We start from the raw sequence: 15,260 nt of genomic DNA on the forward strand, positions 1-15,260 counted from the left end.
ATGTCGATACAACTGTTATCGGTTACTGACTTTCGTAACTTTGTTAGCCAGCAGTTTCAACCTGCCACTGGTTTTAATTTGATCTGTGGTGCCAATGGCAGTGGCAAAACCAGTTTGCTGGAGGCTATTTATTTTTTAGCACATGGTCGTTCGTTTCGTACTGCTCGACTGCAACGGATGATTCGCTTTGAAGCGGAACTCAGTGTGGTCCATGCCAAAATCTTGCAGGCGGAGCAGTTAAATTCGGTTGGCATGCAACGAACCAGACAAGGTGAGTTGACCCTGCGTTTAAATGGCGATACCGCGAAGCGATTGGCGGATATTGCTCACTTGCTGCCGGTACAATTAATTACCCCGGATAGTTTTCGAATTTTCTTTGGTGGTCCTAAAGAGCGGAGGCATTTCTTTGATATGGGATTGTTCCACGTGGAACCTTCCTTTTATCAGCATTGGCAGCTTTTTAGTAAAGCCAATAAACAACGAAATGCGTTACTGAAGCAAGGTGCAACAGCAGAACAGTTTCGCTATTGGGACAATTTATTTTGCCAAAGTGCTGAGACCATTACTGCATTAAGGCAAGAGTACTTGCAGCAACTAAATGCCGAGTTTCAACAGCAAGTATCGGATCATCCATTGCTGAGTAATGTTCAGCTGCAGTTTTATCCGGGCTGGAATCAACAGCTAAACCTGGCAGAGCTGTTGCAACAGAACAGGGCAACGGATGTGAAAATGGGGTTTACACAAGCTGGCCCCCAAAAAGCCGATTTACGCATCAAAGTCGAGCAGCAACCCGCGGAAGAAGTGTTATCACGTGGGCAGCTAAAGATGCTATTATTTGCACTCAAAATTGCTCAAAGCAACGTAATTGGTGCAGTTGCACAAAAGCAACCTATCTTGTTGATTGATGATCTGGCTTCAGAGCTGGACGCAGATTCTATGCAGCAAGTGTTCCAATTACTTAAAACGATTAACTCACAGGTTTTTGTAACCGCAATTGAACCTGAACCAGTTTTGCATTTAATGCCGCCGGCTACAACAGCGGTGTTTCACGTGGAACATGGGACATTGACAGCACGGACAGACGAATATGGCCGAACATGATTATGATTCATCGAGTATCAAAGTATTAAAAGGACTGGATGCAGTTCGTAAACGCCCTGGCATGTACATCGGTGATACCGATGATGGCTCAGGTTTGCATCATATGGTATTCGAGGTGGTGGACAACTCCATTGACGAAGCACTGGCTGGGCATTGCAGTGATATCTGGGTCACTATCTACAGCGATAACTCAGTATCTGTGCGTGATAATGGTCGGGGTATTCCAACCGATATGCACGAAGAAGGTGTCTCAGCCGCGGAAGTTATCATGACGGTGTTGCATGCCGGCGGTAAGTTTGACGACAACTCGTACAAAGTTTCCGGTGGCTTGCATGGTGTAGGTGTCTCGGTGGTGAATGCGCTGTCTGATAAACTAGCATTGACCATCCGTCGCAAGGGCCAGGTATTTGAGCAAGAATACCACCTGGGTGTGCCACAAGCGCCATTAAGCGTGATTGGTGAGACTGAAGACAGCGGCACCGAAATACGCTTCTGGCCAAGCCCAACTGTGTTTACCGATATTAACTATCATTACGATATTCTGGCGAAACGGCTACGTGAGTTGTCGTTCCTCAACTCTGGTGTCAGCATTATTTTGACCGATGAGCGTACCGACAAACGCGATCACTTTAAGTATGAAGGCGGTATCCAGGCTTTTGTCGCTTACCTCAATCAAAATAAAACAGCCATTCACCCCAAGGTGTTTACTTTCACTCAGGAGCGGGAAGATGGTATTTCGGTTGAAGTCGCCATGCAATGGAATGACAGCTACCAGGAAAATATCTTCTGCTTTACCAACAATATTCCGCAGCGTGATGGTGGTACCCATTTGGCTGGCTTCCGCTCAGCATTGACCCGGGTGCTGAATACCTACATCGATCAGGAAGGCTACGCCAAGAAAATGAAGGTGGCAGCGTCTGGTGATGATGCCCGTGAAGGTTTAACGGCAGTGATCAGTGTCAAGGTACCGGATCCAAAGTTCAGCTCGCAAACCAAAGACAAACTGGTTTCATCAGAAGTGAAATCAGCGGTAGAGAGTGCGATGCATGAGCGGCTGAACGAGTATCTGCTGGAAAGCCCGAACGATGCAAAAATTATTGTTACTAAGATTGTCGATGCAGCCCGTGCCCGTGAAGCTGCCCGCAAAGCGCGTGAAATGACCCGTCGCAAAGGTGCGCTGGATATCGCTGGCTTACCTGGTAAGCTGGCGGACTGTCAGGAAAAAGATCCTGCTTTATCCGAATTGTACATCGTGGAGGGTGACTCGGCCGGTGGTTCTGCCAAACAAGGCCGTAACCGTAAGAATCAGGCGATTTTGCCACTGAAAGGTAAAATCCTGAACGTAGAGAAAGCCCGCTTTGACAAAATGCTGTCTTCACAGGAGGTGGGTACCCTGATTACGGCGCTTGGCTGCGGCATTGGCCGCGAAGAGTACAATCCGGATAAAATTCGCTACCACAGCATCATTTTGATGACGGATGCGGACGTTGATGGTTCGCACATCCGTACCTTGTTATTGACCTTTTTCTACCGGCAAATGCCAGAGTTAATCGAAAAAGGCTACATCTACATTGCTCAGCCGCCACTGTATAAGGTGAAAAAAGGCAAGCAGGAACAGTACCTGAAAGATGAAGCAGCCCGCATCGAGTTTCTGACCACCTTGGCCCTGAATGAGGCCAGTTTGCATGTCAATGAAAACGCTCCGGGCATTGGTGGTGCCCAGTTGGAAACCCTGGTCCGTCAATACCATAAAGTGATGGATACGTTGGATCGGTTGGCACGGAAAATTCCTTACCTGCTACTGCATGAGCTGATTTATGTACCAGCCCTTAGTGTGGAACAGTGTAAAGATCACGATTTTGTTAGTGGCTGGGTGAAAAACCTGGTAGAGCAACTGCAAGCACAGGAAGGCAATGGCACCAGCTATGTGCATCAGGTGCATGAAGACCGTGAGCGCCACTTATTCTTGCCTAAAATCACCGTGCGCCAACATGGTATCGAATACGATTATGTCCTGCACCATGACTTTATCAGTTCTCGCGATTACCAGAGCATTGCCGCTCTTGGTAATGAAATCCGCGATCTGATGGAAGAGGGCGCTTATGTGCGTCGTGGTGAGAAAACCAAGCCGGTAAGCAGCTTTAAAGAGGCGCTGGAGTGGTTGATGAGCGAGTCGAAAAAAGGCCTTTATATTCAGCGCTACAAAGGATTGGGTGAGATGAACCCGGATCAGTTGTGGGAAACCACTATGGATCCAAACACCCGTCGTATGCTGCAGGTCACCATCGAAGATGCCATTGGCGCTGATCAGTTATTCTCGACTCTGATGGGCGATCATGTTGAGCCGCGCCGGGCATTTATTGAAGAGAATGCGCTGCGGGTCGCCAACCTGGACGTCTAGGTCTGGTAAGCGATTGACGAAACGAACCCAAAAGGGGCTAGCATCTGCCTGCCCCTTTTTACATAGATGGAATACAACACCCATGCAAAAGTATGACTTGAATACCTTTCAGGGCCTGATCCTGGCCTTGCAGGATTACTGGGCGCGCCAGGGCTGTGTCATCGTGCAACCATTGGATTTGGAAGTGGGCGCGGGTACCTTTCACCCGATGACCTTTTTACGTTCTTTGGGCCCTGAGCCAACCAATGTTGCCTATGTGCAGCCATGCCGCCGGCCAACCGATGGCCGTTATGGCGAAAACCCGAACCGTTTGCAGCACTATTATCAATTCCAGGTACTGCTTAAACCATCGCCGGACAATATTCAGGAGCTGTACCTGGGGTCATTGCGCGAGTTAGGTATCGATACCTTAGTGCATGATATTCGCTTTGTGGAAGACAACTGGGAATCACCGACGCTTGGCGCCTGGGGGCTGGGCTGGGAAGTGTGGCTGAATGGTATGGAAGTGACCCAGTTTACCTATTTCCAGCAAGTTGGTGGCCTGGAGTGCAAGCCGGTATCGGGTGAAATCACCTATGGCCTGGAACGTCTTGCTATGTACATTCAGGGCGTGGACAGTATCTACGATCTGGTGTGGGCCGATGGCCCGCTTGGTAAAGTAAGCTACGGCGATGTGTTCCACCAGAATGAAGTGGAGCAGTCACGCTATAACTTTGAGCATGCCGATGTACCGGCTTTGTTTGCGCTGTTTGATCAGTGCGAAAAAGAAAGCCACTACCTGATTGAGCAAGGGCTGCCATTGCCCGCTTACGAGAAAGTGATGAAAGCGTCGCATGCTTTCAATATGCTGGATGCGCGCCATGCCATTTCGGTGACAGAGCGTCAGCGTTACATTTTGCGGGTACGTACTCTGGCTAAAGCCTGTGCCGAAGCCTACTACGCCGCCCGGGAAGCGCTTGGCTTTCCGCTATGTAAAACCTCAGCGCAGGAGGCATCGTAATGGCGCAGGATTTTTTGGTTGAAATTGGTACCGAAGAGTTACCACCGAAGGCACTGAAAACACTGGCTACCACTTTTGCCGACAATATTCAGGCCGAGCTGGCAGCGCTGGAGTTAGCGCATGCAGAGATAAGCTGGTACGCAGCACCACGCCGGCTGGCCGTTCGGGTCAATCAGTTGCAGGCCAAACAAGCCGATAAGCTGGTTGAGAAGCGTGGGCCGGCGCTCAGTGCTGCCTTTGATGCCGGTGGTAACCCCAGCAAAGCAGCCGCAGGCTGGGCCAGAGGTCTGGGCATTGAAGTGTCTGAGGCCGAACGACTGGAAACCGATAAAGGTGCCTGGCTGCTGTACAAGCAACAGCAACCGGGCAGCGATAGCCGACAACTGCTGCCGGATGTGGTGAAATCAGCGCTGCATAAACTGCCAATTGCCAAGCCGATGCGCTGGGGCAATTCCGATGCTCTGTTTATTCGCCCGGTGCATACCGTGGTGATGCTGTATGGTACTGAGGTGGTTCCTGCGACCATTCTAGGGCGTGAGGCCGGCCGCCAGAGCTATGGCCATCGCTTTCATGCACCGGAGAAGGTCAGCTTCCAGCATGCGGATGATTATTTGCCTAAGCTAAAAGCTGCTTTTGTGGTGGCCGACTTTGCTGAACGGCAACAGCTGATTGCCGATGCAGTGGCTAGTAAAGCCAAGGAGCTGAAGGCGGTTCCTTTATTGGATCAGCCCTTGCTGGATGAAATTACTGCTTTGGTCGAGTGGCCCGAGTTGTTGGTGGGCAGCTTTGAGCAGCGTTTCCTGGCGGTACCGGCTGAGCCATTGATTTCTACCATGAAAGACAACCAGAAATACATTCCGTTGCAGGATGAATCTGGTAACTTATTGAATCAATTTATTTTTATTAGCAATATCCGCAGTAAGGATCCACAGCAAATTATCGAGGGTAACGAAAAAGTGGTGCGGCCACGTTTGGCCGATGCCGAGTTTTTCTTTGTCACCGATCAGAAAACCAAACTGATCGATCGCTTGCCTAGTTTACAGACGGTATTGTTCCAGCAGCAATTGGGTACTTTGGCTGAAAAGTCCGAACGTATCAGTCAGTTAGCTGGCTGGGTCGCCAACACCATAGGTGCTGATGTGGCTGCAGCCAGCCGGGCTGGCCTGCTGTCAAAGACGGATTTAATGAGCAATATGGTCGGTGAGTTTCCGGAAGTGCAGGGCATTATGGGCATGCATTATGCCCGGCTGGATGGTGAAACCGAAGCTGTGGCCCTGGCGCTGAATGAGCAGTACATGCCACGTTTTGCTGGTGACAGCTTGCCAACCCAGTTGGAAAGCTGTGCGGTGGCCATTGCCGATAAGCTGGATACGCTGGTTGGGATCTTTGGCATTGGTCAGGCACCTAAAGGCGATAAGGATCCGTTCGCACTGCGCCGGGCGGCGATAGGGGCCCTGCGTATTCTGGTGGAAAAAGAGCTGCCGGTTGATCTGGTTGATTTGATCGAAGCCAGCAAGCAAAGCTTTGGTGACAAACTGACGCAACAGGATGTGGCTGAGCAGGTATTGGATTTTCTGTTGGGACGCTTCCGTAGCTGGTATCAGGAGCAGGGCTATGCGGTCGATGTGATCCAGGCGGTGCTGGCTCGTCGGCCTACCACGCCTGCTGATTTTGATCGCCGGGTAAAAGCAGTAGCTGCCTTCCGCAAGCTGGATGCGGCTGAAGCACTGGCAGCAGCCAATAAACGGGTTGCCAATATCCTGGCGAAAGTGGATGGCGCTATTGCTGATACGGTGCAGCCGGAGCTGCTGACAGAAGCGGCAGAGCAGGCGCTGTATCAGGCCATCCAGGCTGAGCAGCAGTACCAGGCTACTGCGCCCTCCTACAGTGATGGCCTGGCTCATCTGGCCGCAATGCGTGCAGCTATCGACAGCTTCTTTGATGGGGTGATGGTGAATGCCGAGGATATGGCCGTTCGGGCGAACCGCCAGGCACTGTTGAAGCAACTGCGCGAGCTGTTCTTGCAGGTAGCCGATATCTCCTTGCTGCAAAGCTAATCGTTGCTAGCAACATAAAAAACGCCAGCGCTTATGCTGGCGTTTTTATATTCGATGATACGCTGCTCAGTCCTGACCTAAAATACGATACAACAACTCTTTCACCGCCGCGGGCTCAAAAGGCTTATCGCACAGCGCATTGATGCCACTTTGCGCGATATTGGCCAGGTGGGCATCGTTGGCTTCGCTGGTGACCATCAGGATGGGGATATGCGATAAGGTACTGTGTTCGCGGATAAAGCGGGTCAGTTCTTCACCATTCACTTCCGGCATATTGTAATCGGTGACCACCAAATCAACCATCTGCTGCTGCAACAGGCCGATGGCCTGCTGGCCATCGTCGGCATCAATAATATGCTGCATGCCCAGGTTTTGCAGTACCCGGCGAATATGGTTACGTGCCAAACGGCTGTCATCAACAATCAGTACCCGCACATCCTGCACATCGAACAAATCCAGTTCCAACTCCGAAGGGCTGATGTAGTCGATGGCGGCGTTCAGTGCTTTACCCAGCTGCTCAGCATCAAAAGGTTTGGGCAAAATGGCAATAACACCGGATTGCTTAAAGGCTTCCAGTTGTTCTTTACGGGTTTCACTGGAAACCAGCAAGAACGGAATATCAGCGGTAGCGGGTTCGGTTTTTAGTTGCTGCAATAGTTCCAGTGCGGTGCCATCGGCAAAGTGCAGCGCACTGGCAATAGCATCCGGGCGATGCTGGCGAATGGCGGTAATGGCTTGCTGCAAACTGGCCGCTTCAGCCACCTGATGAACCTCTTCGGCTTTAAGTTTTTGCCGGATAATTTTGCGCTGCACATCCGAAGGCTCGGCCAGCAAAATATCCAAATCCTGAGTTGAAAGCTGCATACTGATTCCTACTGAAAATCTTATTCTGGCACAAGCTGTAGAGAGTATAAAGCCATTCAGCACTGACAGAAACAGGTAAGGTGTTGAGCAGCCCAAAAGAGGTGGGGCTGCCTGAGGGCAGGAAAAGCGGTGGCGCTAAGGCTTTGCTTTGCAGCTGTACTTGCTCAACCATGGCTCACACATCGGCCTGTGGGGGCTGTGCATCATAGCTAATGTCATCCTTGATGGTGTAGCGAACACCTTAAGTGCGTATTGGTTGTGCTCATCCCGCCGGAAAGGGCGGGTACCGTAGAGTACTTTAAAATTAGCCAGTGGGCTTTCAGCGACAACCAGCAGCTCGGCTTTCATGCTGGTCGGAGAAGCAGATTAGCCGCAGACCTGATTGCGCCCCTGATGCTTGGCCTGATAAAGCTGCTGATCGGCTATTTTGACTGCATCATAAAAAGCCATCGTTTCGTCGCAGCCGGCTACTCCAAAACTGGCAGTAAGCTGGTGGTTTGCTGCCGCAGTGCTCAGGTGCTCTTTGCTAAGTTGTAGCCGTATTTTTTCAGCCACTAAGCGGGCATCGGCGGTCGTGGTATGAGGCAGGATCAGTAAGAACTCTTCGCCACCAAAACGGCAGGCAATATCCTGCTGTCGCAAGTTTTGGCGAAAGACGTTTGCGACTGCTTTTAACACTTCATCACCCACATCATGACCGAATTGATCATTCAGCTGTTTGAAGTGATCCAGGTCGCACATAATGACAGCCAGCGGCAGTAGCTCATCGCTTTGCTGCTCCAGTGCCGGGATCAGGCTGGAATCCAGAAAGCGCCGGTTGGCCAGGCCGGTTAAGGCGTCGGTATTGGCCTGCAGCTCTTTGCTGTGTTGCAGGTGCTCCATTGCAGCATGGCTGCGTTCCCGGTAATGATCGTTGATCCAGCACACAGTGATCACGATTACCAGGGAAGCGAGGAAACGACTGGTTTCAGCCTCTTTGTACTCTGCCTGAATCAGATCTGGGGTAAACAGCATCACCCCCAGCATCAGCAAAAGCATGGCATTGCCAACCAGTGCATTGCGGACGCCCAACAAACCAAACAAGATGGCTGGAAAAGGAAATACCCAGTAGAGCGCTGTGTTGTTGTAGCCACCCTGATAAACCAGGCTTAGTACAAAAGTGCCCACCAGCATTGCTTCGATGATACAGGCGCGATTGAGTTGTTGACTGAAGTGATACAGCAGGACATTGAGTAAAAAACAGCCACCAGTAGCAAAGAGGATCAGTGGCAGTAGCAGAGAATCCTGATTCAGGCTTCGGACACCATAAAAAAACATCACCAGACTGGTAATGTAACTGACAAATACCAGAATATGATGACGGCGCCGTGCATCTATGTGCTGTGCTTGTTTGTGGCCATTGGCAGGCAGAGCTGGCGTCAAAAAAGCTGCCTCAAAATCCGTGGATGCTTTGAGGCTAGCACAAAATAATCAGGATGCCCTAAGGCTCGCTCATCTTAGCGGCGTAACTGATGCTCAAGCTGAAGATCTGGCAGCTCTGTGTGCAGCCATTGCTGCAAGGGCTCCAGCTGCTGCAAAGGGAAACGGTAACGCAAAGGGCCATGGTGGTTCAGGGTGATTTGCAGGTAGCCGTATTTTTTATCACGTTTTAACAGAGCTTTGACAGACTCAGGATGGGTTGCCTGCTCCATACCGACGCGAAGTTTGCCGTCTTTGTCGATGGCAAGCAGCGCCTGAATATCGCGGATATCGGTCCATTCGGTGGTATTGCGTTGAACATAAAAGGCGGTTAAACCTTCGACAACGGCAAACAACACCATCAGCAATAATACATAGTAACCTTGCCAGAAAACCAGCAATAGGATGCTAAGAAAAAGTAGCGATTGAATGGTACGTGAGTTTTTGATGTAGGGCCAAAGCATTTTAAGTTCCTTTTTTTACCAGATACCGATAGGGCAACTCGGTGGTATCGCTGGCAAGCAACTGGTGGTCCATAAAGCGGCAAAAACTGGGGATATCCCGTGTCGTCGCCGGATCGTCGGCGATAATCAACAAGGTTTCTCCTACCGCCATTTTACGGATAGCCAGCCGGGTCATCATCACCGGCTCCGGGCAGCGCAGCCCCAGGGCATCCAGAGTTTGTGTTGGATTATCAAATATTGGTTGCATCATGACTCCATGCTAAAGACTCTGGATTAATAGTGGCATCAAAGCTGAATAACAACCCCTTTCACAGCTGTTTTTCCAGTATAAGAAAAGGGCCCGCAGGCCCTTATTCTATGGTATCGATTGTGTTGCTGCCAGCTTAAGGCCGTTCAAACACGGTAGCAATGCCCTGACCCAGGCCAATGCACATGGTCGCCAGGCCGTATTTACCGCCTTTAGCTTCCATCACATTCAGCAAGGTGGTGCTGATGCGGGAGCCGGAACAACCCAGCGGGTGTCCCAAAGCAATGGCGCCGCCATTGAGGTTCACTTTCTGCTCGGCGACTTCCAGCAGGCCCAAATCCTTCATCACCGGCAAGGCCTGAGCGGCAAAGGCTTCGTTCAGCTCTGCGTAGTCGATGTCGCTGATGCTGACACCGGCCATCTTCAGCGCTTTTTTCGACGCTGGCACCGGACCATAGCCCATAATGGAGGGATCGCAGCCGGCCACGCCCATACCGCGGACATAAGCACGGATCGGCAGGCCCAGCGCCTTGGCTTTGTCTTCGCTCATCACCAGCATGCCGGAAGCACCATCGGACAGGGCAGACGAGCTGCCGGCCGTGACGGTACCATTAGCCGGATCGAACACCGGCCGCAGCTGGCTTAAACCTTCTACTGTGGTTTCCGGCCGGATCACTTCGTCGGTATCGAACACCCGCAAAGCGCCATCGGCATCGTGGCCTTCGGTAGGGATGATTTCGTTTTTAAAACGGCCTTGCAAAGTGGCTTCATGCGCCAGCCGGTGTGAGCGGGCGGCAAACTCATCCTGCTGCTGCCGGCTGATGCCATGCATCTTACCCAGCAATTCGGCGGTCAGCCCCATCATGCCCGCAGCTTTGGCCACCGAGGTAGCTAAGGCCGGGTGAAAGTCCACCCCATGATTCATCGGCACATGGCCCATGTGCTCAACACCACCAATCAGGTACACCTCACCCATGCCGGTTTGAATGGATTTAACCGCATCGTGCAGCGCCTGCATGGAGGAGCCACACAAGCGGTTGATGGTGGCGGCAGGGACCGAGTGCGGAATGCCAGCCAGCAAGGAAGCATTGCGGGCAACGTTAAAGCCTTGCTCCAGGGTTTGTTGCACACAGCCCCAGATGATGTCATCAATCTCGCTGGCATCCAGCTGCGGGTTACGCGCTAGCAAGGAGGCCATCACATGGGCTGATAACGACTCAGCACGGATATTGCGGTAGATGCCGTTTTTCGAACGGCCCATCGGGGTGCGGATGCAATCAACAATTACGGCGTTTTTCATCTGTTTGACTCCTGCGCTTAGACCGGGAAGAAACGCTGGCCATCAGCGGCCATGGCGCGGGTTTTATCGGTAACCTGGTAAATCTCACCCAGATGGGCGTACTTGTCGGCCAGAGCAACGAAATTGGCCAGACCCAGGGTATCGACGTAGCGTAACGGACCACCGCGGAAGGGCGGGAAGCCCAGGCCATAAATCAGACCCATATCGGCCTCAGCGGCACTGGCAACGATGCCTTCTTCCAGACAGCGAATGGTTTCGTTGATCATGGGCACCATGGTGCGGGCAATGATGTCTTCGGCGCTAAACTCGGTGGCGTTGTGGCAAATGCCGGCCAGTAGTTCACGGCTGGCGTCATCCACCGCTTTTTTCGGCTTGCCTTTGGCATCTTTGCTGTAAGCATAAAAACCAAAACCGTTTTTCTGGCCGTAGCGGTTGGCCTGGTACATGGCGGCGACCGGATCATTGTCGAGCTTGGCCATCCGGGTTGGGAAACCAGCGGCCATGACATCGGTGCAATGGAAGGCGGTGTCCAGTCCCACCACATCCAGCAAATACGCCGGGCCCATCGGCCAGCCGAACTGCTTTTCCATCACCTTGTCGATTTGGGTGAAGTCGGCACCATCCAGCACCAGCTTGCTAAAGCCGGCGAAGTAGGGAAACAGCACCCGGTTGACGAAAAAGCCCGGGCAGTCATTGACCACAATCGGCGACTTGCCCATTTTGGCAGCATACGCCACCACAGCAGCCACGGTTTCTTCCGAGGTATCTTTGCCACGGATCACTTCTACCAATGGCATCCGGTGCACCGGGTTGAAGAAGTGCATGCCACAGAAGTTCTGTGGCCGGCTCAGGTTTTCAGCCAGCGAATTGATGGAAATGGTCGAGGTATTGGAGGTTAAAATGGCATCGTCGCTCAGCAAGGCTTCGGTTTCTTTTAACACGGCGCCTTTGATTTTCGGGTTTTCCACCACGGCTTCTACCACGATATCGGCGTCTTTGACGCTGTCATAGCTCAGTGACGGCGTAATGCTGGCGATGACTTTGGCCATGCCGACAGCGTCCAAGCGTCCGCGCTCGACTTGCTTGGCGAGCAGTTTGGTCGCTTCGCCCATACCGAGCTCCAGCGCCTGCTGATTGATATCTTTCATCACTGCTGGCACGCCTTTACTGGCCGACTGGTAAGCAATACCGCCACCCATGATGCCGGCACCCAGTACGGCGGCTTTGTTGACCGCTTTGCTGGCTGTTTTGGCAGCTTTTTTCGCTTTGCCTTTGATCAGCTGATCGTTTAAGAACAGACCAATCTGAGCAGTGGCTGAATCGGTTTTGGCCAGTTTGGCAAAGCCCTGATTCTCCAGTGCCATGGCACCGGCACGGTCCAGCCCTGCAGCCGCCTCAATGGTTTGTACTGCGACCATCGGCGCCGGGTAATGCTTACCGGCGGTGGCAAACACCATGCCTTTGGCAGTGCTGAAACTCATGGTGGCTTCGGTTTTGTTCAGTTTCAGCGGCTGCAGCTTGACCGCACGTTTTTGCTGCCAGTCCAGTTTGCCGGCGATGGCATCCTGCAACATGGACAATGCTACTGCTTCCAGCTTCTCCGGCGAGGTGACGGCATCAATTAAGCCTTCCTGCTGGGCTTTGACCGCATTGCGATCTTTGCCGGTGGTGATCCACTCCATCGCATTGTCGGCACCAATGATGCGCGGCAAACGCACGGTACCGCCAAAACCAGGCATCAGGCCCAGTTTGACCTCCGGCAGGCCAATTTTGGTGCTGCTGTCACCGACCCGGTAATCACAGGCCAGAGTCCACTCACAGCCGCCGCCCAGCGCAAAGCCGCGGATAGCGACCACGGTTGGAACCGGTAAGTCTTCGCACAAATCGAACACATCCGATGCTTGCTTGATCCAGGGCACCAGCTCTTGCTCGTCACGCTGGAAGATGGGCAGAAATTCAGTAATATCCGCGCCAACGATAAAGTTGTCCTTGCTACTGCTGAAAAGCACACCTGTGACGGATTTATCTTGCTGCAGCTGTTCCAAAGCAGCCTTGCAATCTGCTAAGGTTTGTTGGTCGAACTTGTTGACGGAGCCTTCGGCATTGAAGGTAAACTTGGCAATGCCGTCTGCGAGTTGTTCGACGGTAATGCGTGGACTTTGATACATCATGCATGGTCTCCCTTAAAGTCAGGTCATGTTGCGTAGGGTCACGCGCTAACTGGTACGATGAGATAGCGTTCCTTTCAGTGTGTCGTGGATGGCTGGAAAATTCAACTATTTTTTAAACAGGTGTTTGATTTTTGCTGTTCCATCTGTGTTTTCACGACAATGCTACTAACTATAGGCAGGAAATGGATTGAAAGCATGCTAAAGCGTTCGATAAAACAGCCGGCAGGATGGTGGGTGATTCTCGGGGTCATGCTGGCATTGCCAGTTTGGCTTTGTGCGGACGAACCCGTTAACGAAGAAGCTTTATTGCTCAGTCAGCAGCGCGAACAGTTTCTGCATGCCGAGTTACGGATCGGTTCAACCAACAAAGCACAAGCCGAACAGTGGCTCGAGCAGCTGGCCGACTACCCATTGCAACCTTATCTGGAGCAACGCTGGCTGGAAGGACGTTTATCTGCCAGCGATGCCATCGAGCGTTTTTTAACCCGCCATCAGGGGTCACCGATGGACTGGCCTCTGCGCAAGCGCTGGTTGCTTTATCTGGCGCAGCGCCGCTCAGCTGAGTTGTTTTTAGCCAATTACCGTCCTACCCAGGATGCCGAGTTGCACTGCCATGCATTGCGTTTCCGGCTGGAAAAAGAAGCGCCAGCGCAGATTTGGCCAGAGGTGCGTGAGCTCTGGACGGTCGGGGTGTCGCAGCCCAGAGCCTGCGATCCCCTGTTTAGCCGCTGGCGTGATGCGGGTCAGATGACCCCTGAAGTGATCTGGCAGCGGGTTGGCAAGGTAGCTGATGGCGGTCAGGCCAATTTATTGCCTTATTTGCGCGGCCTGATGCCGGCGCGTGATCAGTATCTGGTGGATTTATGGATCCGGGCCAGGCGCAACCCTGCCGTGGTGGCACAGAGCAATTTTTTTCCCCGTCGCGATCCACGCGAACGGGAAGTATTGGCCTATGGCTTGCGACGCTTGATCTGGCGTAATCCGGATCAGGCCCTGAGCACCTGGCAGCGTTTTGCCGAAGATCCTCATTTTACTGAAGGACAGCGGCAGATGGTGATCCGAGCCTTTGCGGTGGCCCTGGCGAGCCGTGGTGATGAGCGAGCCGATGCCTGGATGGTGCAAGTGCCGGTTGAACATATGGATGATACCCTGGCACACTGGCGCATTGCCCATGTGTTAAAGCAGCAGGACTGGCCTCGGGTACAGCAATTGATAGAAAGCATGCCTCATGAGCTGCAGCAAAGTGCCGCCTGGCAATACTGGCTGGCGCGGGCGTTGGAACAGCAAGGTCAGCAAACGCAAGCCGATGTGCTGTGGCATGAACTGGCGCAGCGGCGCAACTATTATGGTTTTATGGCAGCTTCGCGTTTGGGACTTCCTCCCAGCTTATCGCACCGGCCAGTGCCGGTGACCGACGGCGAAGTAGCTGAGCTGGGGGGACACCCTTCGGTGCAGCGTGCGCAGGAGTGGCTGGCACTGGGCCGGATGACGGAAGCCCGGCGTGAGTGGAATCATTTACAGCGCACCGCCGATGAGCAAACCAAGCTGGCTTCAGCTCGTTTAGCGGCGCAGATGCAGTGGTATGAACGATCGATTTTCTCTTTGGCCGATGTTGGTTTTTGGGATGATATTGAGCTGCGTTTCCCATTGGCCTTTAAAGAAGAAATGGCGGAATTTGCCGGTAAAGCCGAAGTCGACCCAGCCTGGGCCATGGCGATTACCCGGCGTGAAAGCTCCTTTATGGTGGATGCCAATTCACCGGTTGGTGCCCGCGGCCTGATGCAGATTATGCCGGATACCGCCAACTACATTGCACGCCAGCCGGTGCAGCTGGGCCAACTGTACAATCCTATCACCAACATTGATTACGGTACCAACTACCTGAATTACCTGATGCGTCGTAACGATGGCAACCTGCTGATCGCCACCGCATCCTACAATGCCGGTTATGGCCGAGTTCGGCAGTGGATCCCGAAAGATGAGGCGGTGCCGGCGGATATCTGGATTGAAACCATTCCGTTTCGGGAAACCCGCGAGTACGTCAAAGCTGTAATGGCGTATTACCAGATTTACAATATCCGCATGGATCAACCGGTGGATGTGTTTGCTCCCTTACTAGGGATGCGGATTGGGCAGCCGCAGGATTGATGCTATTATGAAGCATCGTATTTTGTACCCACTATCACAAGAAGGATGC

The 15,260-nt window shown here is 52.6% G+C and carries 11 protein-coding genes; 5 read left to right on the forward strand and 6 right to left on the reverse strand.

The genetic code is table 11. The features are described 5' to 3' along the window. The 4 genes from recF (at nt 1) to glyS (ending at nt 6,559) form a co-directional block, all read left to right on the forward strand. Entirely contained in the window at nt 1-1,101 is a 1,101-nt protein-coding gene (recF, locus tag QWF21_RS09310) for a DNA replication/repair protein RecF (protein ID WP_330087774.1), read from the forward strand. Next, a complete protein-coding gene (gene gyrB, locus QWF21_RS09315; RefSeq protein ID WP_330087775.1) occupies nt 1,088-3,502 on the forward strand; it encodes a DNA topoisomerase (ATP-hydrolyzing) subunit B in 2,415 nt (804 codons plus the stop codon). Before recF ends, gyrB begins: the two co-directional genes overlap by 14 nt. A gap of 82 nt (nt 3,503-3,584) precedes the next feature. Beyond that, nucleotides 3,585-4,502: a glycine--tRNA ligase subunit alpha gene (gene glyQ / locus QWF21_RS09320; RefSeq protein ID WP_305946229.1), complete on the forward strand. Its 918-nt coding sequence runs from the start codon at nt 3,585-3,587 to the stop codon at nt 4,500-4,502. Further along, a complete protein-coding gene (gene glyS / locus QWF21_RS09325; RefSeq protein WP_330087776.1) occupies nt 4,502-6,559 on the forward strand; it encodes a glycine--tRNA ligase subunit beta in 2,058 nt (685 codons plus the stop codon). Before glyQ ends, glyS begins: the two co-directional genes overlap by 1 nt. A 66-nt stretch (nt 6,560-6,625) precedes the next feature. Here glyS and QWF21_RS09330 read toward each other — a convergent pair whose 3' ends face one another. The 6 genes from QWF21_RS09330 to fadB form a co-directional block, all read right to left on the reverse strand. Beyond that, a complete protein-coding gene (locus QWF21_RS09330) occupies nt 6,626-7,423 on the reverse strand; it encodes a response regulator (protein WP_330087777.1) in 798 nt (265 codons plus the stop codon). Between the two features lie 366 nt (nt 7,424-7,789). Then, nucleotides 7,790-8,845 (reverse strand): GGDEF domain-containing protein, encoded by a 1,056-nt coding sequence (locus QWF21_RS09335; protein ID WP_330087778.1) that lies wholly within the window; start codon nt 8,843-8,845, stop codon nt 7,790-7,792. A gap of 74 nt (nt 8,846-8,919) precedes the next feature. Further along, the gene (locus QWF21_RS09340; RefSeq protein WP_330087779.1) at nt 8,920-9,345 is read right to left on the reverse strand and encodes a hypothetical protein; all 426 of its coding nucleotides are present in this window, start codon (nt 9,343-9,345) and stop codon (nt 8,920-8,922) included. A 1-nt stretch (nt 9,346) separates the two neighbouring features. Then, nucleotides 9,347-9,592 carry a sulfurtransferase TusA gene (tusA, locus tag QWF21_RS09345; RefSeq protein WP_330087780.1) on the reverse strand — a complete coding sequence of 82 codons (246 nt, stop codon included), beginning with the start codon at nt 9,590-9,592 and terminating at the stop codon, nt 9,347-9,349. A gap of 136 nt (nt 9,593-9,728) precedes the next feature. Further along, nucleotides 9,729-10,892, reverse strand: coding sequence for an acetyl-CoA C-acyltransferase FadA (gene fadA, locus QWF21_RS09350; RefSeq protein WP_330087781.1), 1,164 nt, complete (start codon nt 10,890-10,892; stop codon nt 9,729-9,731). Between the two features lie 17 nt (nt 10,893-10,909). Beyond that, the gene (gene fadB, locus QWF21_RS09355) at nt 10,910-13,063 is read right to left on the reverse strand and encodes a fatty acid oxidation complex subunit alpha FadB (protein ID WP_330087782.1); all 2,154 of its coding nucleotides are present in this window, start codon (nt 13,061-13,063) and stop codon (nt 10,910-10,912) included. A gap of 195 nt (nt 13,064-13,258) precedes the next feature. Between fadB and QWF21_RS09360 the strand changes: the two genes are divergently transcribed. Continuing rightward, nucleotides 13,259-15,211, forward strand: coding sequence for a transglycosylase SLT domain-containing protein (locus QWF21_RS09360; RefSeq protein WP_330087783.1), 1,953 nt, complete (start codon nt 13,259-13,261; stop codon nt 15,209-15,211). Nucleotides 15,212-15,260: the final 49 nt, after the last annotated feature.

This window comes from Alkalimonas mucilaginosa (assembly GCF_036327005.1).
GTDB lineage: Bacteria > Pseudomonadota > Gammaproteobacteria > Enterobacterales > Alteromonadaceae > Alkalimonas > Alkalimonas mucilaginosa.